The 20,919-nt window shown below is 38.2% G+C and carries 23 protein-coding genes; 10 read left to right on the top strand and 13 right to left on the bottom strand.

Going from position 1 to position 20,919, the window contains the following annotated elements; genetic code table 11:
- Nucleotides 1-2: 2 nt before the first annotated feature.
- Complete coding sequence (locus ACXAGS_RS02035; protein ID WP_010519550.1) at nt 3-431, bottom strand: OsmC family protein; 429 nt, start codon at nt 429-431, stop codon at nt 3-5.
- Nucleotides 432-488: 57 nt separating this feature from the next.
- On the opposite strand from ACXAGS_RS02035, the gene ACXAGS_RS02030 reads away from it, so the two are divergent.
- Nucleotides 489-1,091 carry a carboxymuconolactone decarboxylase family protein gene (locus ACXAGS_RS02030; RefSeq protein WP_474904097.1) on the top strand — a complete coding sequence of 201 codons (603 nt, stop codon included), beginning with the start codon at nt 489-491 and terminating at the stop codon, nt 1,089-1,091.
- Nucleotides 1,092-1,190: 99 nt separating this feature from the next.
- Here ACXAGS_RS02030 and rsmI read toward each other — a convergent pair whose 3' ends face one another.
- A complete protein-coding gene (gene rsmI, locus ACXAGS_RS02025; RefSeq protein WP_474904096.1) occupies nt 1,191-1,862 on the bottom strand; it encodes a 16S rRNA (cytidine(1402)-2'-O)-methyltransferase in 672 nt (223 codons plus the stop codon).
- 48 nt (nt 1,863-1,910) lie between these two features.
- On the bottom strand, nt 1,911-2,582 hold the full coding sequence (locus tag ACXAGS_RS02020) for a hypothetical protein (RefSeq protein WP_474904095.1): 672 nt from the start codon (nt 2,580-2,582) through the stop codon (nt 1,911-1,913).
- 156 nt (nt 2,583-2,738) lie between these two features.
- On the opposite strand from ACXAGS_RS02020, the gene ACXAGS_RS02015 reads away from it, so the two are divergent.
- The 7 genes from ACXAGS_RS02015 to arfB all read left to right on the top strand — a co-directional run bounded on the left by ACXAGS_RS02015 (nt 2,739) and on the right by arfB (nt 9,925).
- Complete coding sequence (locus ACXAGS_RS02015) at nt 2,739-3,383, top strand: thymidine kinase (RefSeq protein ID WP_474904093.1); 645 nt, start codon at nt 2,739-2,741, stop codon at nt 3,381-3,383.
- On the top strand, nt 3,376-4,479 hold the full coding sequence (gene alr, locus ACXAGS_RS02010; RefSeq protein ID WP_474904091.1) for an alanine racemase: 1,104 nt from the start codon (nt 3,376-3,378) through the stop codon (nt 4,477-4,479). Before ACXAGS_RS02015 ends, alr begins: the two co-directional genes overlap by 8 nt.
- Nucleotides 4,480-4,556: 77 nt before the next feature.
- Nucleotides 4,557-4,958: a large-conductance mechanosensitive channel protein MscL gene (gene mscL, locus ACXAGS_RS02005; RefSeq protein WP_474904089.1), complete on the top strand. Its 402-nt coding sequence runs from the start codon at nt 4,557-4,559 to the stop codon at nt 4,956-4,958.
- 207 nt (nt 4,959-5,165) lie between these two features.
- The gene (locus ACXAGS_RS02000) at nt 5,166-6,155 is read left to right on the top strand and encodes an aspartate-semialdehyde dehydrogenase (RefSeq protein WP_474904087.1); all 990 of its coding nucleotides are present in this window, start codon (nt 5,166-5,168) and stop codon (nt 6,153-6,155) included.
- 162 nt (nt 6,156-6,317) lie between these two features.
- Nucleotides 6,318-8,471: a prolyl oligopeptidase family serine peptidase gene (locus tag ACXAGS_RS01995; RefSeq protein ID WP_474904085.1), complete on the top strand. Its 2,154-nt coding sequence runs from the start codon at nt 6,318-6,320 to the stop codon at nt 8,469-8,471.
- 67 nt (nt 8,472-8,538) lie between these two features.
- Nucleotides 8,539-9,540, top strand: coding sequence for an ABC transporter ATP-binding protein (locus ACXAGS_RS01990; protein WP_474904084.1), 1,002 nt, complete (start codon nt 8,539-8,541; stop codon nt 9,538-9,540).
- Nucleotides 9,518-9,925 carry an alternative ribosome rescue aminoacyl-tRNA hydrolase ArfB gene (gene arfB, locus ACXAGS_RS01985; protein ID WP_474904083.1) on the top strand — a complete coding sequence of 136 codons (408 nt, stop codon included), beginning with the start codon at nt 9,518-9,520 and terminating at the stop codon, nt 9,923-9,925. Before ACXAGS_RS01990 ends, arfB begins: the two co-directional genes overlap by 23 nt.
- Here the strand turns inward: arfB and ACXAGS_RS01980 are convergent.
- The 8 genes from ACXAGS_RS01980 to pdxA form a co-directional block, all read right to left on the bottom strand.
- Nucleotides 9,922-10,365: a 3-oxoacyl-ACP synthase gene (locus tag ACXAGS_RS01980; RefSeq protein WP_474904081.1), complete on the bottom strand. Its 444-nt coding sequence runs from the start codon at nt 10,363-10,365 to the stop codon at nt 9,922-9,924. The two genes, arfB and ACXAGS_RS01980, sit on opposite strands and share 4 nt — an antisense overlap.
- Nucleotides 10,362-11,483: an NAD(P)/FAD-dependent oxidoreductase gene (locus ACXAGS_RS01975; protein WP_474904080.1), complete on the bottom strand. Its 1,122-nt coding sequence runs from the start codon at nt 11,481-11,483 to the stop codon at nt 10,362-10,364. Before ACXAGS_RS01975 ends, ACXAGS_RS01980 begins: the two co-directional genes overlap by 4 nt.
- Before the next feature lie 33 nt (nt 11,484-11,516).
- Nucleotides 11,517-12,869: an acetyl-CoA carboxylase biotin carboxylase subunit gene (gene accC / locus ACXAGS_RS01970; RefSeq protein ID WP_010519537.1), complete on the bottom strand. Its 1,353-nt coding sequence runs from the start codon at nt 12,867-12,869 to the stop codon at nt 11,517-11,519.
- Between the two features lie 80 nt (nt 12,870-12,949).
- Nucleotides 12,950-13,444 (bottom strand): acetyl-CoA carboxylase biotin carboxyl carrier protein, encoded by a 495-nt coding sequence (accB, locus tag ACXAGS_RS01965; protein WP_474904078.1) that lies wholly within the window; start codon nt 13,442-13,444, stop codon nt 12,950-12,952.
- A 25-nt stretch (nt 13,445-13,469) separates the two neighbouring features.
- A complete protein-coding gene (locus ACXAGS_RS01960) occupies nt 13,470-14,465 on the bottom strand; it encodes a beta-ketoacyl-ACP synthase III (RefSeq protein WP_474904076.1) in 996 nt (331 codons plus the stop codon).
- Between the two features lie 172 nt (nt 14,466-14,637).
- A complete protein-coding gene (gene rpmF / locus ACXAGS_RS01955; RefSeq protein ID WP_029511569.1) occupies nt 14,638-14,838 on the bottom strand; it encodes a 50S ribosomal protein L32 in 201 nt (66 codons plus the stop codon).
- A gap of 6 nt (nt 14,839-14,844) precedes the next feature.
- Nucleotides 14,845-15,378 (bottom strand): YceD family protein, encoded by a 534-nt coding sequence (locus ACXAGS_RS01950; RefSeq protein WP_474904074.1) that lies wholly within the window; start codon nt 15,376-15,378, stop codon nt 14,845-14,847.
- An 84-nt stretch (nt 15,379-15,462) separates the two neighbouring features.
- On the bottom strand, nt 15,463-16,524 hold the full coding sequence (gene pdxA / locus ACXAGS_RS01945) for a 4-hydroxythreonine-4-phosphate dehydrogenase PdxA (RefSeq protein ID WP_474904072.1): 1,062 nt from the start codon (nt 16,522-16,524) through the stop codon (nt 15,463-15,465).
- 58 nt (nt 16,525-16,582) lie between these two features.
- On the opposite strand from pdxA, the gene ACXAGS_RS01940 reads away from it, so the two are divergent.
- A complete protein-coding gene (locus ACXAGS_RS01940; protein ID WP_474904070.1) occupies nt 16,583-17,173 on the top strand; it encodes a riboflavin synthase in 591 nt (196 codons plus the stop codon).
- A gap of 2 nt (nt 17,174-17,175) precedes the next feature.
- Here the strand turns inward: ACXAGS_RS01940 and ACXAGS_RS01935 are convergent, their stop codons facing one another.
- Nucleotides 17,176-18,270, bottom strand: a complete 1,095-nt coding sequence (locus ACXAGS_RS01935) for an acyltransferase family protein (protein WP_474904068.1) — start codon at nt 18,268-18,270, stop codon at nt 17,176-17,178.
- Nucleotides 18,270-20,081: a sodium:solute symporter family protein gene (locus tag ACXAGS_RS01930; RefSeq protein WP_474904067.1), complete on the bottom strand. Its 1,812-nt coding sequence runs from the start codon at nt 20,079-20,081 to the stop codon at nt 18,270-18,272. The genes ACXAGS_RS01935 and ACXAGS_RS01930 overlap by 1 nt, the downstream gene beginning before the upstream one ends.
- A gap of 118 nt (nt 20,082-20,199) precedes the next feature.
- On the opposite strand from ACXAGS_RS01930, the gene ACXAGS_RS01925 reads away from it, so the two are divergent.
- Nucleotides 20,200-20,910 carry a sulfite exporter TauE/SafE family protein gene (locus tag ACXAGS_RS01925; protein ID WP_474904793.1) on the top strand — a complete coding sequence of 237 codons (711 nt, stop codon included), beginning with the start codon at nt 20,200-20,202 and terminating at the stop codon, nt 20,908-20,910.
- The last annotated feature ends 9 nt before the right edge of the window (nt 20,911-20,919 follow it).

The raw sequence follows: 20,919 nt of genomic DNA, 5'->3' as shown, positions 1-20,919 counted from the left end.
AATTAACCTTTTGTAAAAACCGTTTTGATTTCCAAATCTGCAAATCGTCTAAACATTTCCATTACACCACAATATTTTTCAACGCTTAAATCTACGGCGCGTTGTAATTTAGCTTCGTTTAGATTATTGCCCGTAAAATGATATTCAATAACCACCTTATCGTAATACTTAGGGTGTTCATCAGTTAAATTGGCAATGGTGTGTATCCTAAAATCCTTAACCTCTAATTTCATTTTCTTAATTAAGGAAGCAACATCTAAACCAGAGCAACCGGCCAAACCGGAAAGCATTAAAGCTTTTGGGCGTAAACCACTACCCTCGCCCCCATCATCTGGTCCTGCGTCTATTTTTAGGGTATGCCCAGACGGATTGGTACTTTCAAACGCCATGTTGCCTAACCAAGTTGTAATAATATGATTTGTATTTGCCATAAGATTTCGTTTCTTGTTAAAGAATAAAAATACGGCAACAAAACTAAATAAAAGCACATGGCATTAGTTAATCCCCTAAACCCAGAACACGATCAAGAAACTAAGGAGTTAGCAGCTTTTTTTAATGAGACTTTGGGTTTTTGCCCAAATTCGGTCCTAACCATGCAACACAGACCTGCCATTTCTAAAGCATTTATAAACCTGAACAAAGCGGTAATGGCCAATGAAGGTAAGGTTACCTCGGCCCTAAAACGTATGATTGCTTGGGTAAGCAGTAATGCCACTGGTTGCAGGTATTGCCAAGCGCATGCCATACGTGCCGCGGAGCGCTATGGTGCAGAACAGGAGCAATTAGATAATATATGGGAATACCGTAGCCATCCAGCTTTTTCTGAAGCCGAACGTGCGGCTCTAGACTTTTCTTTAGCGGCCTCACAAGTACCTAACACCGTAAACGCAGAAATAAAAAAACGTTTGCACCAACATTGGACAGCTGGTGAGATAGTTGAAATATTAGGTGTTATTTCTCTTTTTGGTTATCTAAATCGATGGAATGATTCTATGGGTACGGATATAGAAGAAGGTGCAATGGAAAGCGGACAACAATATTTGGGAAAATACGGCTGGGAGAAAGGGAAGCATGATGGAGGTAAATATTAGTAATTAACAATTACTAGAAGAATTATTTAACCCTCTTTACTTTTACTCAAATTAAATGAAGAAGAGATTTTTAAAATAAAAAATATTAGGTCTAATCAATCATTTCTTACCCCCAACAACTAAAACAAATTCACCTTTTGGTGCGTGGGTTTTAAAATGCTCCAATACTTGAGTAACGGTTCCCCTAACAGTTTCTTCGTACATTTTGGTCAATTCCCTAGAAACAGAAATTGGCCTATCTGCACCAAAAAACTCCCCAAACTGTGATAAGGTCTTTACCAGCTTGTGCGGACTTTCATAAAAAATAATTGTCCTGGTTTCTTCTGCCAATAATTGTAGGCGTGTTTGCCTTCCTTTTTTTACCGGAAGAAAGCCTTCAAAAACAAATTTATCATTGGGCAAACCACTATTAACCAAGGCGGGTACAAAAGCAGTGGCCCCTGGTAAACACTCAACTTCAATATTGTTTTCAACGCAAGCCCGGGTTAGTAAGAATCCCGGGTCAGAAATAGCAGGTGTGCCCGCATCTGAAATTAATGCCATAACTACGCCCGCTTGTAACTTTTTCAAAAGTTGGTCTACGGTCTTATGTTCGTTGTGCATATGGTGGCTTTGCATTGGAGTATCAATCTCAAAATGACCCAATAGCTTGCCACTGGTACGGGTGTCTTCTGCCAAAATTAAGTCTACGGACTGCAAAACCTTTATAGCCCTAAAGGTCATGTCTTCCAAATTACCAATTGGTGTAGGCACCAAGTACAATTTTCCCATAGTTACGGTATACCTGTTTTATTTACAGTTTATTGCAATAAGTGGTGGTTAAGCAAACCGTCTTTGAATAACTTGCTTAAAACGTGTTTCATATTCCTCTTTGCCCGCCCAATTATTGTATTCTGGCTTAACCATGTTGTCTATAAATTCTATGGATTTTGCCTCTGAACCAATGGTGTTTAATTGAGATATAACCCGTGTATAATCTTCCATACTACCACCAAATAATTGGCTCACAAATGCCAAGCGATCGTTTAAACCTATTTGTAGCTCCTTATTCAACTTATCGTTCAAGGATTTTGCCGTGGTCGGCGTTGCGGTTTCCGGAGCCAAGATTTCCTTTTCGTTCTTCATGGTCTGGGGCTTGGCTATAAAGTCGCCAAATATGTATTCCAAGGCTTCATTGGGCATTTCAGAAACCATATCTTTTATGGTGTCCATACCGGGTGTAATAATATCCTCTTCGTGTGGATTATTTTCTGGCACCTGTTTGTTGTCGTTTAAAACAGCTGTTGCCAAGGTCTCAAACTTGGCGGCAATAGCGTTTTTAGAAACATCTACTTCAAGATCGTTCAGTTTTTCGTCTATAAATTTTAATACGGCAACCTTTTCGTACAGATTTTTGGCCGTATCGTACAATGCAGCTAATTCCTTGTCTTCGCGGCTAGTAATTATCTCTGTTGCCAGCTTAATCAATTCTTCCCTTAACTTTCTTTTCATCGCACTAATTCTTTAACTATAAATGTAATACCAAAACGGAATTTGTATTGAGAACAAAAGGTTAAATTTTAACGTTTAATCCGCTGTAAATTTTTAGTAGCTTTGTTCTTCTTGTGCCATAAGGGCATTTCCGTAATTAAGCATTAAAAATACAACATGTTTCTCGAAAACACCGTAAACCACAAAGAACAGTTTGGATGGATTGAAGTAATCTGTGGTTCCATGTTCTCTGGTAAGACCGAGGAACTTATAAGGCGACTTAAACGTGCGCAATTTGCTAAACAAAAGGTAGAAATTTTTAAGCCTCAGGTAGACACCCGTTACGATGAGGAAATGGTAGTTTCCCACGATGCTAATGAGATACGTTCTACCCCAGTGCCGGCCGCTGCAAATATTAGACTTTTGGCAGATGGCTGTGATGTGGTAGGTATAGATGAAGCCCAGTTTTTTGATGATGAAATTGTAGCGGTTTGTAATGATTTGGCAAACAAAGGCATACGCGTTGTAGTGGCCGGTCTGGATATGGATTTTAAGGGAAATCCTTTTGGTCCTATGCCTGCGCTTATGGCCACTGCAGAATATGTTACTAAAGTACATGCAGTTTGTACCCGAACCGGTAACTTGGCCAATTATAGTTTTAGAAAATCCAGTGACGATAAATTGGTCTTATTAGGAGAGACCGAAGAATATGAACCGCTTAGCAGGGCTGCTTTTTTTAAGGCAATGTTGCGAGAAAAGGTTAAAAAAATGGACGTGCAGGCAGAAGAGATAGCCAAGAAAAATAAAGCTGCGAATGAGTAATGTTGAGGAAACCACCTTGTTCTTAGACCTAGATGCGCTAAGCCATAATTACCATTATTTAAAATCTAAAATAGACAACGGCACTAAATTTCTTGGCGTGGTCAAGGCGTTTGCTTATGGTAGTGACATGGTTGCCATTGCTACAAAGCTAGAAGAACTTGGGGCAGATTATTTAGCCGTAGCTTATGCCAAAGAAGGCGTTTTGTTAAGAAACGCGGGCGTAACCTTACCCATATTGGTCTTGCACCCCTTAAAAGCCAATTTTGAAGAGGTTATTCTACACAATTTAGAGCCCAACCTGTATAGCGAAAAAATAGTTGCAGACTTTATTCTTTTAGCGGAACAAAAAGGATTAAATAACTATCCTGTTCATCTAAAATTTAATACAGGACTTAATAGATTGGGGCTTACAGCAGAAAATATTGAGAATATCGCCAGTAAGTTAAATCAAACGGAAAGCGTTTTCATTAAAAGTGTTTTATCCCATTTGGCCGCATCAGAAGATTTAGATGAGCAAAACTTTAGCTTCCGCCAAATAGAAAAATTTGTAAAAGACACCAATGTTTTATCAGAACTTATTGGTTACAAGCCTATGATGCACATGTGCAACACCTCTGGTATATTAAATTATCCGGAAGCACATTTTGATATGGTAAGAAGTGGTATTGGCCTGTATGGTTATGGCAATGAAGCCAAATACGATAAAGAGCTAAAACCTGTTGCTACATTAAAAACGGTCATTTCTCAAATACATTCCATAAAAAAGGGTGAAAGCATTGGTTATAACCGCGCCTTTATCGCAGATAAGCATATGCGTACCGCAACTTTACCCATAGGCCATGCAGATGGAATTGGCAGACAATACGGAAACGGTAAAACCGCTGTACAAATACATCAGCATTGGGCACCTATAATCGGTAATGTTTGTATGGATATGATTATGGTAGATGTAACCGGTATACCTTGCCATGAAGGAGATGAAGTTTTACTTTTTGGTGCCAACCATAGTGCGGATAAAATGGCTGGCACGGCTAAAACCATTTCTTACGAGTTACTTACTGGCATTGGCGCTAGGGTAAAACGCAAAATTTTATAGTGTTTTTTTGTTAAACACTTCTTAATTTTTGTGAATTTTGTACTTTCGCCATCTATTAACCATTATAATCTGTAAAAATGCTTAAAGAGTTTAAAGACTTTGCAATGAAAGGAAACCTAGTGGATATCGCTGTAGGTTTCGTTATGGGTGCTGCGTTTAATAAAGTAGTAGCCTCATTTACTGGTGGCATAGTTTCCCCACTTATCGGTTTAATATTTAATGCCGACTTTAAAGATTTAAAATACATTATTAATGAAGGTACCGTGAACGAGGCTGGAGAAACAGTAGGAGAGGTTGCCGTATTGTACGGAGAATTCTTAACTAACGTGATCGACTTTATCATTGTGGCATTTGTAATGTTCATGATCGTAAAAGGCGTTAACAACATGAAGAAAAAAGAAGAAGAAGCGCCAGCTCCAGATCCAGGACCGTCTGAAAAAGACTTGTTGATGGAAATTAGAGATGCGTTGAAAAAATAATCGTAGCCGTTCCCAACTTAGGGAAGGACAACCGCTACACCTATTTTTTAACTTTAAGCCGCCTTCAGGAATCCCTGTTGGCGGTTTTTTTGTGCTTTAGGTTGAATGTTATATTTATAACTTTTTGTTGTTTTTTATATATTTCAATCGAAAACACTTGTTTACTACTTTACTAAACTTAACTTTACGGCCTTAAAATTGAAACTGATGAAAGTAGCTGTAGTTGGCGCAACCGGTATGGTTGGCGAAGTAATGCTTAAAGTATTGGCAGAACGTAATTTTCCTATTTCAGAATTGTTATTGGTTGCTTCTGAGCGTTCCGTGGGTAAAAAATTAACCTACAAAGGTGAAGAACACACGGTAATAGGGCTACAAACCGCTGTAGAATCTAAACCGGATATAGCCATCTTTTCTGCTGGTGGAGACACTTCTTTAACCTGGGCACCTAAATTTGCAGAAGTTGGTACCACTGTAGTAGATAATTCTTCCGCATGGCGTATGGACCCAGCTAAAAAATTAGTAGTTCCAGAAATCAATGCCAATGTATTATCAAAGGAAGATAAAATTATAGCCAATCCTAATTGTTCTACCATACAATTGGTTATGGCGTTAAACCCATTGCATAAAAAATATGGGATGAAACGTGTTATTGTTTCTACCTACCAGTCAGTTTCTGGTACTGGAGTTAAGGCCGTTGAACAAATGGAAAATGAGGCACAAGGTATAAAAGGCGAAATGGCCTATCCTTATCCAATCAATAAAAATGCTTTACCACATTGCGATGTTTTCATGGAAAACGGTTACACTAAAGAAGAAATGAAATTGGCGCGTGAACCGCAAAAAATATTAGACGATAGAACGTTTAGCATAACGGCTACTGCGGTTCGTATCCCTACTGCCGGAGGACATTCTGAAAGTGTTAATGTAGAATTTCGCAATGATTTTGATTTAAATGAAGTAAGAGAAATTCTTAGCAATACACCAGGAATAGTTGTACAGGATAACCCTGCTGCCAACAGTTACCCCATGCCTATATATGCCCATGACAAAGATGAGGTTTTTGTTGGCCGTATGCGTAGAGATGAAACGCAACCCAACACTCTAAATATGTGGATTGTTGCCGATAACTTGAGAAAAGGAGCAGCTACCAACGCCGTGCAAATAGCAGAGTACTTAGTAGCAAATAAACTGGTATAAAAGTTTAACATCCAAAAAATTATGAGGGGCGTGGTTTTTAAATCATGTCCCTTTTTAATTATAAATACTATTAGAACGTTAAAAAAAGTTAAGAGATTCTTGCCCAATCATTAGATTGACTTATTCATGGTATTTTTAGATAGACTAATTGCTTAAACAACCATGAAAAAACTAATTTATCTCTTGGCCATTGGTGCTGCAGTGGCCTGTAAAAATGAATCAAAATCTGAACCTATTGTTGTGACATACCCAGAAACTAAGAAAGTAGATACGGTAGACATGTATTTTGGAGAAGAAGTTAAAGATCCCTACCGTTGGTTAGAAGATGATAGAAGCCCAGAAACGGAAGAGTGGGTTAAGACACAAAATAAAACCACCTTTGGATATTTAGAACAAATTCCTTTCCGTACCGATTTAAAAAATCGTCTTGAAAAATTGTGGAATTATGAAAAATTAGGTTCGCCTTTTAAAGAGGGCAAATACACTTATTTCTACAAGAACGATGGGCTACAAAACCAATATGTGGTGTATAGAAAAAAAGAAGATGGTGCTGAAGAAATCTTCTTAGATCCAAATAAGTTTTCTGAAGACGGTACAACCTCCCTAATGGGTCTTAGTTTTACAGAAGATGGTTCTATGGCCGGGTATTTAATATCAGAAGGCGGATCTGATTGGAGAAAAGCCATAGTAATAGATACAGAAACCATGGAGCAGGTAGAAGACACCTTGGTAGACATCAAGTTCTCCGGGATTTCATGGAAAGGAAATGACGGGTTCTTTTATTCTAGCTATGACAAGCCTAAAGGAAGTGAATTATCTGCAAAAACGGATCAGCATAAATTATACTACCATAAGGTAGGCACGCCACAAGCAGAAGACCAACTTGTTTTTGGTGGTACCGAGGCAGAAAAACATAGATACGTTGGTGGCCGTGTATCAGAAGACGAACGTTTCTTGTTCATTTCGGCATCCGTATCTACTTCTGGCAATAAATTATTCATGAAAGACTTGACTAAGGCAAACAGCCCTTTGGTTACCATTTTAGATCATACCGACTCTGATACTTACGTGATTGATAATGAAGGTGACCAAATTTGGATGGTGACCAATTTGGAGGCACCAAACAAAAAAATTGTGGTTACTACGGTAGCCAACCCAACCCCGGAAAACTGGAAAGATGTAATTCCAGAAACAGAGCATGTTTTAACTGCCGGTAAAGGTGGTGGCTATTTCTTTACAGAATATATGGTAGATGCCATTTCAAAAGTTTACCAATATAACTACGATGGAAAATTAATACGAGAAGTAGAACTTCCAGGTGTGGGTAGTGCTGGTGGTTTTGGCGGCAAAGATGAAGACAAAGAGTTTTATTTTTCTTTTACCAATTACAATACTCCAGGATCTTCTTTTAAATATAACGTAGAAACAGGTAAATACGAGCAATACTGGAAACCAGAAATCGATTTTAATCCATCAGATTACGAATCTACACAAGTATTCTATACTTCCAAAGATGGTACCAAGGTGCCTATGATCATCACCCATAAAAAGGGACTAGAACTAAACGGCAAAAACCCAACTATACTTTATGGTTATGGTGGCTTTAATATTAGCCTTACACCTTCTTTTAGTATAGCAAACGCTGTTTGGATGGAGCAAGGCGGTGTGTATGCCGTACCCAACTTAAGGGGCGGTGGTGAATATGGAAAAGAATGGCACGATGCGGGTACCAAACTACAGAAGCAAAACGTTTTTGACGACTTTATTGCCGCTGCAGAATATCTTATAGACAATAAGTATACGTCTAAAGAATATTTAGCTATACGCGGTGGTTCTAATGGCGGTCTTTTAGTGGGTGCCACCATGACGCAGCGACCAGATTTAATGCAAGTAGCATTACCTGCTGTAGGTGTTTTAGACATGTTACGTTACCATACGTTTACTGCAGGCGCCGGTTGGGCTTATGATTATGGTACTGCAGAAGACGATAAGGAAATGTTTACTTATTTAAAAGGCTATTCTCCTGTGCATAACGTAAAAGCTGGAACCAGTTATCCTGCCACATTGGTAACCACAGGAGATCACGATGATCGTGTGGTACCTGCGCATAGTTTTAAATTTGCAGCAGAATTACAAGCAAAGCAAACAGGCAAAAACCCTACACTAATACGTATAGAAACAAATGCAGGCCATGGTGCAGGTACACCCGTAAGTAAAACCATAGAACAATATGCAGATATTTTTGGTTTTACCTTGTTTAATATGGGGTATGAACAACTGCCAAACCAATCAGTTTTAAAAGAGTTTAAAGACTAATACTTGAGTACTTTTGGCTTAGGATAGCTGCTTTTATTCTAGGCCAAAATTGCTTACATTACACACTATGCTGCAGGTTAATAATGTTTTCTTCGCTTATGGCGAAAACCCCATTTTAAAAGACATCTCTTTTCAGTTGCCCAATGGAAGCCACTTGGCTTTAATAGGTGAAAGTGGTTCTGGTAAGAGCACACTTTTAAAGGCTATATATGGAAAATTGAAATTGGGTCAGGGAGAGGTTTCTTGGAACAACCAAAAGGTTTTGGGGCCAGATTTTAATTTAATTCCTGGGGAAAACTATATGAAATATGTTTCCCAAGATTTAGATTTAATGCCATTTACCACGGTAAGCGAAAATATTGGTGAGCATTTGTCTGTTTTTGAACCAGAAACCCACCAAGCACGTATTCAAGAATTGCTAGAGGTGATACAACTTGAAGATTATGCCCATGTAAAGGTTAAAAACCTAAGCGGTGGCCAACAACAGCGCGTTGCTATTGCCAAAGCACTTGCCCAAGAGCCTAAAATATTATTGTTGGACGAGCCTTTTAGCAGTATAGACCAATTCAAAAAAAATGGATTAAAACAGTTACTGTTCCCTTATTTAAAAGAGAAAGGAATTACGGTAATTAACGCTACGCACGACCCTGATGATATTTTGCCTTTTTCTTGGCTTACTTTGGTACTAAAAGATGGGGAGATTTTAGATTTTGGGCCCACTAAAAATGTCTATAATCATCCTAAGAATTTATACGCTGCCAGTTTATTTGGGGAGGCCAATACCATCCCTTTGTATTTTTTAAATCCTGGTTACTACATAGATAGACCAATTATTGTCTACCCCCATGAACTAAGCGTAACACAGCACAGTGATTTTATGGTAACCGTAGAGGAGTGTTTTTTTAAAGGAAGTCATTTTTTGGTAAAAGCCTTTCACGAAACTGATTTGATGGTCTGGTTCATACATTCCCGCTCAATAATACCAGGTACTAAAGTGGCCCTAAAGGGAACGGCCAAAACACTATTGGAACGTATTTCTAAAACGCATGCAAAGGACTATCATTCTTAAAGAATTGGAATTTAGGGCCGTTAGAAGTGGTGGGCCTGGAGGGCAACATGCCAACAAAGTTGCTACCAAAGTAGAGTTGTTATTCAATATCAATACTTCAGAAGGACTATCCGATTTGGAAAAACTGCGCTTAAACGAGCAATTGCAGCACCGCTTAACCAAAGAAGGAGTTTTGTCTTTACAAAGTAGCACAACTAGAAGTCAGCACAAGAATAAAGAATTGGTAATTAAGCGACTATGGAATATTTTAGAAGCCAGCCTAAAACCTGTTACTAAAAGAAAGGCAACCAAACCAAGTAAAAGCGCTATTTTAAAACGTCTGGACGCTAAGAAAAAAATGGCCTTAAAAAAACACTTGAGAAAGCCTCCCAAGCAAGATTACTAGTGTATTGTCTTAATGGTTATTGGGTTGCCATTAAATTCAATACAATCTCCTGCTCTTTTCCCTAAAAGCAGCTTGCCTATTGGAGAAGCCGTAGAAATACAATAAACGTCATGTTTTTCTGCTCTGTATTGCCCGGCCGAAATAGAAAGGTAATATGTTGCTTTATCTGTTACAATAAGGCTTCCTAAGGCACCTATATTGTTCGGAGTTTCGCGTATTTTGGCCAAGACCTTTTCCATTTTTTCTGACTCTGCCAATTGCTTGCCTAGCTTTTCTCGTTCTAATTGTACCATAGCCCGGCCTGTTTCATGTTTATCGCCGGCAGTACTTTTTGTTTCGGACAGTAGTGCTTGGTTTACCTCTTGTATACGGTTGTTTAGGTTATGTAATTTGCCTGTTACAAATTGTTTGCAATATGTCAATAGCTCGCCCTTTATCATCTACCCAAAACTTTATGTGCCAAGTCTTGCCCCACCGCAGCACCAATTGCTATACCCATACCGCCTAAGCGCACGCCACAATAAACATTTTTTGCGAGCTCTTTTATAATTGGCTTTTTACGTGGGCCAACCCCCATAATACCACTCCAGGTATAATCTACTTCAAAAGGTGTATTAGGTAGGATGGTTTGATGTAACAGCAATTTTAGTTTGGATATAATATACTCTGTATTCCCTAATTGCGTGGTAGATTCTCCTTTAAAATCCAAATTTCTACCCCCACCTAACAAAATTCTATTATCTATGTTCCTAAAATAATAATAGCCAGCATCTAAATGAAATGTACCATTAATCTGTAGGTCTTTAATGGGTTTAGTAATCAACACTTGGGCTCTTGCTGGTTCTACCTCTTGTTGCGTTAATTGCTTTGCGAAGCCGTTGTTGGTTATCAGTAATTTATTGGTTTTAAAATCAAAATTTTCTAGCTGAACGGAAACTTGATTTTCATTTGTTTCGAATCCGAAAACTTTGAAGCCATTTACAATCTTAATGCCACTTTCATATACCTTTTTTAACAATGCTTGCATTAGTTTTCCTGTGTCTAATTGCCCTTCTAAAGAGTGGGTAATGTACTGGTTTTCTGTTCCAGAAAACCCAAATTTATTAGGTGTTAATGAAAAAGCTTTTTGCATAAATACTTCATGAAAAAGTTCGTTTAAATAAGGTAATTTGTCTTTACAGTGCTCAAATAAGTCTTTATCCTTTCTTAGAAATACTTCATGCCCTCCCAATTGCGTAAAACCTATTGCATCATCTCCAAACATAGCCCTTAATGCGTTTATTCCATTGTAACGCCTCTTAACCAACGCAATTAATTCTTCTTCAGAATGGGTGTCCAAATCCATTAAAAGCTCAGAAACGCTTCCAAAACAGGCAAAACCAGCATTTTTTGTGCTTGCCCCTTCTGGAAGAATTCCTTTTTCCAGAATAAGTATGCTTGCAGATGGATCCTCTTCCTTTAGGGCTAAGGCGGTAGATAGGCCAACTATACCACTACCAACAACGGTATAATCTATTTGTTGAAACCACTGCTTGTATTCCCAGTAACTAAACTGCATAAAAAACCCTCGTTTAAAACGAGGGTTAAGTTACTAATCTTTATACTTATCGTCCATCTTAAAACCTTCCATGAACTTGGTGGTATAATTACCCGCTAAATAATCCGGACTATCCATTAATTGCCTATGAAAAGGTATGGTTGTTTTTACGCCTTCGATAACAAACTCATCTAAAGCCCTTCTCATTTTATTAATAGCCTCTTCCCTTGTTTGGGCAGTGGTAATTAATTTAGCGATCATGGAATCATAGTTTGGCGGAATTATATAACCACTATAAACATGTGTGTCTAAACGCACCCCATGACCTCCTGGTGTGTGTAAGGTGGTAATTTTACCCGGAGAAGGTCTAAAATCATTAAACGGATCCTCCGCATTTATTCTACACTCAATAGAATGTAGTTTTGGAATGTAATTTTTACCTGAAATTGGCACACCTGCAGCAACCAAGATTTGTTCTCTGATCAAATCATAATCAATTACCTGTTCAGTAATTGGATGTTCTACTTGTATACGCGTATTCATCTCCATAAAGTAGAAGTTTCGGTGTTTGTCTACCAAAAATTCTACCGTTCCTGCGCCTTCGTACTTTATGTATTCTGCGGCTTTCACCGCTGCGGCACCCATATCTTCCCTTAACTTATCCGTCATAAACGGAGATGGTGTTTCTTCGGTAAGCTTCTGGTGTCTACGTTGTACGGAACAATCTCTTTCAGATAAGTGGCAGGCTTTACCATACTGATCACCAACCACCTGTATTTCAATGTGCCTTGGTTCTTCAATAAGTTTTTCCATGTACATACCACCGTTTCCAAAAGAAGCTTTTGCTTCTTGTACGGCACTTTCAAAGTTGCTTTCCATTTCTTCTTCTGACCAAATGGCACGCATACCCTTACCACCACCACCGGCAGTAGCTTTGATCATTACAGGATAACCCATTTTACCAGCTTCCTTTTTGGCGTGGGCAACATCTTTTAAAAGACCTTCAGAACCGGGTACCGTAGGCACACCTGCTTTTCTCATGGTTTCTTTGGCCGTAGCCTTATCTCCCATTTTGTCTATTTGCTCCCCAGAAGCACCAATAAATTTAATATCGTGTTCTGCACAGATTCTAGAGAATTTAGAATTCTCTGATAAGAAACCGTAACCTGGGTGTATGGCATCTGCATTGGTAATCTCTGCAGCAGCTATAATATTTGGAATCTTTAAGTACGATTCACTACTTGGAGCCGGCCCAATACAAACCGCTTCATCTGCAAAACGTACGTGCAAACTTTCCTCATCTGCCTTTGAATAAACCGCAACGGTTTTTATACCCATTTCTTTACAGGTACGTATAACCCTTAATGCAATTTCTCCCCTATTGGCAATTAATATTTTTTTGAACATAATGTTTTGTTTAAAAATTCAATGTAGAAGTACCGATTTCGAATATCTCGAAAACAGGAATTGGCTAATTGAAATTTTTATTAACTAGGGTCTACCAAAAACAACGGTTGATCAAATTCTACCGGAGAAGAATCGTCTACTAAGATCTTAACGATTTTACCAGAAACCTCAGACTCAATATCATTGAACAATTTCATAGCTTCAATAACACAAAGTACGTCTCCTTCTTTAATGTCCTTACCTACCTCTACAAAAGCTGGCTTATCTGGCGAAGGCTTTCTGTAGAAAGTACCAATAATAGGAGATTTAATGGTGATGTATTTAGAATCATCATCCGCTTTTGCTGCTTCTGGTGCAGCTGGAGCTGCAGGCGCTGGAGCTGCGGCAGGGGCAGCAGCTGCAGCAGGGGCTGGAGCTTGTGCCATTGGTATTTGTTGTACAATGGTAGTTTCACCGCCAGAACCTTGGCTACCTGTTCTGATGGTGATTTTAATATCTTCCATTTCCAGTTTAACTTCACTTGCGCCAGATTTGGCTACAAACTTTATTAGACTTTGAATTTCTTTAATATCCATCTATACTGATTTAGTTAGTTGTAATTTACGAATTATATGCCCATTTAAGGAAAATAGAACCCCAAGTAAAACCACCTCCAAAGGCAGCAAATACAAGGTTATCTCCTTTTTTTAATTGTTTTTCATAATCTGCCAATAAAAGCGGTAACGTAGCAGATGTAGTGTTGCCATAGCGTTGAATGTTCATCATAACCTTTTCTGGCTCTACGCCCATTCTATTTGCTGTTGCATCTATGATACGTTTGTTGGCCTGGTGGGGTACCAACCAAGCTACATCGTCTTTTGTTAGGTTATTACGTTCCATAATTTTTGCAGATACATCTGCCATATTGGAAACGGCGAACTTAAATACCGTTTTACCATCTTGGTATACGTAATGTTGGTTGTTCTTTACTGTTTCTTCACTAGCTGGCAAAATAGATCCGCCCGCTTCTATCCTCAAGAAATTTCTACCAACACCATCACTACGCAGATATTCGTCCTGTAACCCAAGACCTTCTTCATTGCCTTCAAAAAGTACGGCACCGGCGCCATCACCAAAAATAATACAGGTAGCACGGTCTGTATAATCTATAATAGAAGACATTTTATCTGCTCCTATTAAAAGTACTTTCTTGTATCGGCCAGATTCTATGTAACTGGCAGCGGTAGACATACCGTATAAAAAACTAGAACAAGCAGCTTGCAAATCATAAGCAAATGCATTTTTTGCTCCAATTTCACTTGCCACATATGCGGCGGTTGCTGCTACCGGCTGATCGGGAGTTGCCGTTGCCACTAAAACCATATCTATGCTTTCTGCATCTAGATTTGATTTTTTAATCAAATCTTCTGCAGCTTTAATAGCCATAAAGGATGTTCCTTGCCCTTCTTCCTTTAGTATTCTTCTTTCCTTGATACCAGTTCTAGTTGTAATCCACTCATCATTGGTCTCTACCATGGATTCTAGCATCTTGTTGGTCAAAATATGCTCAGGAACATAAGACCCTACGGCTGTAATGGCCGCCGTTGTTTTACCCATTATGAATTGTTTTTAAATAAAAAAGGCCAAAAAAGACCAAATTTCGGCGAAAATTACTCATTTTTTATGACTTTCTCTGCTAAAATTAGGATTCTTGACCTATTGGACGTATTCCATAAAAAAACTCCCGATATTTCTCAATTTCGGGAGTTAAAATTTCTTTTTCTATTGCTTATGCAGCAGTTTCTTCTTCAGTCTTGTCTATAAGCACTTTGCCACGGTAGTATAATTTACCTTCGTGCCAATGAGCCCTGTGGTAAAGGTGCATTTCACCAGTTACACTATCTTGGGCAATAGTAGGCATGGATGCTTTATAGTGGGTTCTCCTTTTATCCCTTCTCGTTTTCGATATTTTTCTCTTAGGATGTGCCATTGTTACCTATTTATCCGTTAATAACTTTTTAAGTCCGTCCCATCTTGGGTCGGTATTTTTTTTGTCTATCTTTTCTTCTTTAGGTTGTAATTCTTCTAGTTTATCTAAAACAGGAGAATCCAAGCTACCGTCTTCTACCCCAGGATGCACCCGTTTGTGTGGCACTGCCAACACCAAAAGTTCATACACATATTGCGCTATATAAACCTGGTGTTCCCCATGTGGTAAAATCAAAATTTCATCATCTTCGTCATTAAATTCGTCTCCAAATTTGACAACCAGATGCAAATCGCCGTCAATTTCTTGATCAAAGGGTTCATTGGTAATGTCACAATTAACGTTAACAACACCAGAAGCGCGCATGTCTAACTCCATCATGGTACTCATTTTATTGAGCTCCACTTCAACAGTGACATTTGCGGCATTAAAATCCTCATAATCAAAAGACTCAAAGAACGAATTGTCTATTTTGTACTCAAACGTGTGCTTTCCTTGTTTTAATCCTTTAAAAGGAATAAAAAACTCCTTTAACTGCTTCATTTTACACTTAATGTTTGTGTACCAGCCCCGTAAGGCGGGTGCAAAGATACTATTTATTTATACATACCCAACAATTTATAAAAATTATTGCGCTTTTGTTTTCTTCTTTAATTGATGTTTCTTAAGCGGGTTTTTACTCAACTCTGTGTATTCTACCCTATTCTTGTAAATTTTTAAGGCCAAAAACACCGCTTCTGTAAAACTACTTGCATCTGCAATTCCTTTACCGGCTATTTCGTATGCTGTTCCATGATCAGGAGATGTCCTTACCTTAGATAGACCTGCCGTAAAATTAACGCCTTTACCAAATGCCAAGGTTTTAAAAGGAATAAGCCCTTGATCGTGATACGCTGCAATAACTGCATCAAAATTTTTATGGTTGCCAGAGCCAAAAAAGCTATCTGCAGAATATGGTCCGTAAACTTGATGACCTTCATCAAACATTGAGGCAATTGCCGGCTTCATTATTTTTTCATCTTCTTCACCTATGGTTCCATTGTCTCCACTATGTGGATTTATACCTAACAAGGCAATTTTTGGTTTTCGTATGCCAAAATCTACAGTCAAAGAATTCATCATGGTAAAAACCTTGTCTCTTACCCTTTTGGTTGTTATTTCATTTGCAACGTTTTTTACCGCTACATGATCGGTAAGCAAACCAACCCGTAGGCAATCAGACACCATGAACATTAAACTATCTCCGCCAAGTTCCTTTGCTAAAAAATCGGTGTGGCCCGGAAATTTAAAATCCTCTGCTTGAATATTGTTCTTGTTTATTGGTGCCGTAACCAACACATCAATTTCGTTCTTTTTTAAAGCATTTACTGCGGCCCTTAAAGACTTTATGGCAAATTTGCCCCCTTCTTCTGTAGCTTCTCCAAACTGTAATCTTGGATGCTCTTTCCAAACATTACATACATTTATTTTTCCAGGGTGTGCCTTTTCCGCATTGGGTATGCCCTGAAAAGAAATATCCAGTCCTAGTCGTTTTTTTTGTTCGGATATGGTTTTGTTGGACGCATAGAAAATTGGCGTGCAAAAATCTAACATGCGGTTATCTAAAAATGTTTTTAAGGCCACCTCGCATCCAATACCATTAATATCTCCAATTGAGATTCCTAATTTTATTTTGTTGGGTTCTCCCATCTTTCCGCTTGAGTATAACTATTTTTGTATTCACAAAGCTAGCTAAATTTACATAGACATGTTTACGGGAATCATTGAAACATTGGGAACGGTAGAGCAACTTGAGAAAGAAGGCGATAATTTGCACATAACCATTGCATCTAAACTTACCCCAGAACTAAAAATAGACCAGAGCGTTGCCCACAACGGGGTTTGTTTAACAGTCGTTTCTTTAACCGATACCAATTATACTGTTACCGCCATACAAGAAACCTTAGAAAAAACCAATATAGCGACGCTTAAAGTTGGCCAACAGGTAAATCTAGAGCGCGCCATGCTGTTAGGTACTCGCTTAGATGGACATATTGTACAGGGACATGTTGATCAGACTGCAGAATGCATAGAAATTGACCAAAAAGACGGTAGTTGGATTTTTACATTTGCCTATGATTCTAACAAGAATAACGTTACCATAGAAAAAGGATCTATTACCGTAGATGGGGTTAGTCTTACGGTGGTTAATTCTAAAAAAAATCAATTTAGCGTTGCTATTATACCTTACACCTTTGAGCATACCTGTTTTAACGGTTATAAAGTGGGCACAATAGTAAACTTAGAGTTTGACGTGATTGGTAAATATGTGGCCCGTCTGCTGGAACTTAGGGGTTAGTGCTAAACCTTTATAAAAACTCCTTTTTTGTATAAAACATATCCTAAAAGACAATAAAACCCCACTACGCTTGCACCATATAATAAAGACGAAAATTGTGGTGATAGAAAATCTTGCACGAATATGGTTTGAAACAACCATCCATGTAAAGAAGTTTCGCCATCTACTTTAATTAGGTAAAACAATTTTGAAATGAAACTACTTAGAAAGTAAATAGTAATTGCGTTAGAGCCAACATATTTAAAAACACTTCCAAATGCTATTTTTCTATCATCTGACAAGAAATGAATTAAGGCTAAAAGTATATTTGCCCAACCAGCAGTGACCAAAACAAAAGAGCTGGTCCATAATGCTTTGTTAATAGGAAAAACCAAACCCCATATGTGACCTATAAGAAGTAGGCAACCTCCTAAACCAAACAATAGGGTTGATTTTTTTGTTTGCTTACCAACTAAGATGATACCCGTAAATACGCCAAGTAATGAACTTGCGATAGCGGGCAAGGTACTTATTAATCCCTCTGGGTCGTAATCGGATTTATAGTTATGGCTCCCAAATAATTGTACATCTAACCAGTTTGCTAGATTATTGGGTGCCCTAGCTAATGTGGAGGGCTGCCCTTCTACAGGTATAAGTGTCATTAACGCCCAATATCCAAATAAGAGTATTACAGCAACTATTATTAATTTTTTCCAGTTCAAGTTTAAAAATAGAACCGATGTAATAAAGAAAACGACTCCTATTCGCTGTAAAACACCGGGAAATCTAATATTTTCAAAATCTTTAAAAAACGGGAAACTAAGCGTAAATGCTCCTAAAAATAGACCAAGACCAATAAGCTTTAAGGCTCTGGCACCTATTTTTTTATACGTCTTTAAAGAGGTTTTTTTGTTTTTGTAAGCAAAAACTATAGACGTACCAACTATAAATAGAAAAAAAGGAAAAACAAGGTCAGTGGGTGTATAACCATGCCATTCTGCATGTAATAACGGGCTATAAACCGAAGACCACGTACCCGGAGTATTAACCAAAATCATTAGAACAATGGTCATACCCCGGAAAATGTCTACCGAAATAATCCGCTTATTAACATCCATTATAATATGCTATTTCTCATTCCCCGCCAGGTTTTAATTAATAATCCGCCAGAAATAATAGCAACAACTGTTAAAATTGCTGCTAGTTTTGTTTCGCCATAAATCCAGTACCCGGTAGCGAACATACAGCTGTAAATTAGTACACAGCCTAACAACATGGCGGTTATACCAGAAGGCACGCTCCATTTTTCAGAACTATTAATAACATCAATGTTCTTTTGTTTTGCCTTTGCCAACACCTTTTTCCATCCAGGTCCACCTGGTTGTATTTTTCTATAAAAATCCTCAAGTACGGCATCGTCTTCTGGCTTGGTCAAAAAGGTAGCGCCCAACCAGAAAATACTAATTATAATTACCATTGTTGGGTATTCTGCCCAACTTGGTAACAAGCCATCTTCCGTATTGAACAAAAAAGGGCCCAATGCTGTTACCTTGAACAAAATGGCAACAATACCAGAAGCAAACATGGCTACAATTTCGCTCCAAGCATTAATACGCCACCAGAACCATCTTAAAATAAAAATTAAGCCCGTGCCGGCTCCAAAAAGCAATAAGAGTTCAAATAGCTGCAACGCATTTTGAAGTGCCAAAGCTAAAATAGCGCTTAACACCATTAACACAACGGTAGACAATCTACCAACCGTAACCAATTGTTTTTCGCTAGCATCTGGATTCACTTGTTGTTTGTAAAAATCATAAACAATATAAGAGCTCCCCCAGTTCAATTGCGTACTTATAGTACTCATATAAGCGGCGATTAAAGAAGCTAAAACTACTCCTAACAATCCGCTAGGCAACATCGTTAACATTGCGGGATAAGCTAAATCGTGCCCTAATTTATCTGCGGGTACATTTGGAAATGCCTCTTGGATACTTGCAATATCTGGAAAAACAATTATTGATGATAAAGCCACCAATATCCATGGCCAAGGTCTTAATGCATAATGCATAATATTAAAGAAAAAAGTTGCGCCAATAGCATGGTTTTCATCTTTAGCAGCTAACATACGTTGTGCAATATAACCGCCACCACCAGGCTCCGCTCCAGGGTACCAAGAACTCCACCATTGAACGGCCAAAGGAATTATTAATAAAGTTATTAATGCTTCTGTATTGCTAAAGTCTGGTAAAATAGATAGCTTATCTGCTACAGCGTCATTGGTAACCAAAGCCGTAATACCACCTACTTCTGGTAAATTCACCAAATATATTGCAGCGCCCAACGCACCTGCCATAGCAACAAAGAACAAAAGAAAATCCGTGTATACTACACCTTTAAATCCGCCAAGAGCACTGAAAATTACTGTTATTAAACCTGCGCTTACCACAGTTTGCCAAGGTTCTAGCCCCAACATAATGCCTCCTATTTTAATAGCTGCCAAGGTTACGGCAGACATGGTTATTACATTAAATATAACCCCTAGGTAAATTGCCCTAAATTTTCTTAAAAAGCTAGCTGGTTTGCCCCCGTAACGCAACTCGTAAAACTCCAAATCCGTATTTACATTAGACTTGCGCCATAATTTAGCATATACAAATACGGTTAATAAGCCCGTAATTAAAAATGCCCACCAAACCCAGTTACCGCTAACACCGTTAGTTCTAACAATATCCGTTACCAAATTAGGTGTATCCGTAGAGAACGTAGTGGCAACCATGGAAAGCCCTAAAAGCCACCAAGGCATTGTTCTACCAGACAAAAAGAATTGACTAGAGCTTTCTCCAGATTTTTTAGAAACGTATATACCAATGCCTAAAATGATAGAAAAGAATACTATGATAAAGCCATAGTCTAGAGAAGAGAGTTGCATAATTGATAGTTGGTTAACGATAAATATAAAATAATTTAAAATACCTTTATCCTTAAATCGCTGAACGCAATTGGAACTTATCTTAACAACATCTACAATAGCCGTTTCTGCATGGGCAATGGCCTTTACCTCTATATTTTTATTAGGTGTTTCTAAAGCTGGTTTAAAAGGATTATCCATTTTTAACGTGACCCTTTTAGCCTTGGCTTTTGGGGCAAAAGAGTCTACTGGTATATTAATGCCTTTGTTATTAGTAGGCGATGTTATTGCAGTAATCTATTACAACAGACATACCAATTGGGTTTACATTCGCCGCTTTTTACCCTGGATGATTGCCGGTATTCTTATTGGTGTGGTAATAGGGAAAGACCTACCCGAACTACAATTTAAAATTGGAATGGTAATCGTTATATTCTTAAGCTTGGCTATTCTAATTTATTGGGACCAAAAAAAATCTAAGCAAGTACCTACCCATTGGACATTTGCCGGTGGCGTTGGTATTATTGCCGGTATTTGTACTATGATTGGGAATTTAGCTGGAGCCTTTAGTAACATCTTTTTTCTAGCCATGCGCCTTCCCAAAAACGTATTTGTGGGTACTGCCGCTTGGTTATTTCTTATTACCAATGCCTTTAAATTACCTTTTCACATTTTTATTTGGAAAACTATTACTTGGCAAACCTTACTTATAGATTTAAAACTCTTACCTGCCATATTTATAGGTATGTTTTTAGGTGTTAAAGCAGTTCGATTAATAAAGGAAAAGCAATACCGCCGTTTTATACTTATAGTTACAGCGATAGGAGCTATGGCAATCTTGTTGAAATAAGCTATCATA

It is taken from the genome of Croceivirga sp. ABH4_376 (assembly GCF_056160685.1).
The sequence above is the reverse complement of the archived record's forward strand: the minus strand, read 5'-3'. Positions and strand labels throughout refer to the sequence as shown.

Coding starts and splice junctions, on each gene's coding strand:
- ACXAGS_RS02035 (WP_010519550.1), bottom strand. CDS start 431: ATGGCAAATACAAATCATATTATTACAACTTGGTTAGGCAACATGGCG.
- ACXAGS_RS02030 (WP_474904097.1), top strand. CDS start 489: ATGGCATTAGTTAATCCCCTAAACCCAGAACACGATCAAGAAACTAAG.
- rsmI (WP_474904096.1), bottom strand. CDS start 1,862: ATGGGAAAATTGTACTTGGTGCCTACACCAATTGGTAATTTGGAAGAC.
- ACXAGS_RS02020 (WP_474904095.1), bottom strand. CDS start 2,582: ATGAAAAGAAAGTTAAGGGAAGAATTGATTAAGCTGGCAACAGAGATA.
- ACXAGS_RS02015 (WP_474904093.1), top strand. CDS start 2,739: ATGTTTCTCGAAAACACCGTAAACCACAAAGAACAGTTTGGATGGATT.
- alr (WP_474904091.1), top strand. CDS start 3,376: ATGAGTAATGTTGAGGAAACCACCTTGTTCTTAGACCTAGATGCGCTA.
- mscL (WP_474904089.1), top strand. CDS start 4,557: ATGCTTAAAGAGTTTAAAGACTTTGCAATGAAAGGAAACCTAGTGGAT.
- ACXAGS_RS02000 (WP_474904087.1), top strand. CDS start 5,166: ATGAAAGTAGCTGTAGTTGGCGCAACCGGTATGGTTGGCGAAGTAATG.
- ACXAGS_RS01995 (WP_474904085.1), top strand. CDS start 6,318: ATGAAAAAACTAATTTATCTCTTGGCCATTGGTGCTGCAGTGGCCTGT.
- ACXAGS_RS01990 (WP_474904084.1), top strand. CDS start 8,539: ATGCTGCAGGTTAATAATGTTTTCTTCGCTTATGGCGAAAACCCCATT.
- arfB (WP_474904083.1), top strand. CDS start 9,518: ATGCAAAGGACTATCATTCTTAAAGAATTGGAATTTAGGGCCGTTAGA.
- ACXAGS_RS01980 (WP_474904081.1), bottom strand. CDS start 10,365: ATGATAAAGGGCGAGCTATTGACATATTGCAAACAATTTGTAACAGGC.
- ACXAGS_RS01975 (WP_474904080.1), bottom strand. CDS start 11,483: ATGCAGTTTAGTTACTGGGAATACAAGCAGTGGTTTCAACAAATAGAT.
- accC (WP_010519537.1), bottom strand. CDS start 12,869: ATGTTCAAAAAAATATTAATTGCCAATAGGGGAGAAATTGCATTAAGG.
- accB (WP_474904078.1), bottom strand. CDS start 13,444: ATGGATATTAAAGAAATTCAAAGTCTAATAAAGTTTGTAGCCAAATCT.
- ACXAGS_RS01960 (WP_474904076.1), bottom strand. CDS start 14,465: ATGGGTAAAACAACGGCGGCCATTACAGCCGTAGGGTCTTATGTTCCT.
- rpmF (WP_029511569.1), bottom strand. CDS start 14,838: ATGGCACATCCTAAGAGAAAAATATCGAAAACGAGAAGGGATAAAAGG.
- ACXAGS_RS01950 (WP_474904074.1), bottom strand. CDS start 15,378: ATGAAGCAGTTAAAGGAGTTTTTTATTCCTTTTAAAGGATTAAAACAA.
- pdxA (WP_474904072.1), bottom strand. CDS start 16,524: ATGGGAGAACCCAACAAAATAAAATTAGGAATCTCAATTGGAGATATT.
- ACXAGS_RS01940 (WP_474904070.1), top strand. CDS start 16,583: ATGTTTACGGGAATCATTGAAACATTGGGAACGGTAGAGCAACTTGAG.
- ACXAGS_RS01935 (WP_474904068.1), bottom strand. CDS start 18,270: ATGGATGTTAATAAGCGGATTATTTCGGTAGACATTTTCCGGGGTATG.
- ACXAGS_RS01930 (WP_474904067.1), bottom strand. CDS start 20,081: ATGCAACTCTCTTCTCTAGACTATGGCTTTATCATAGTATTCTTTTCT.
- ACXAGS_RS01925 (WP_474904793.1), top strand. CDS start 20,200: ATGGCCTTTACCTCTATATTTTTATTAGGTGTTTCTAAAGCTGGTTTA.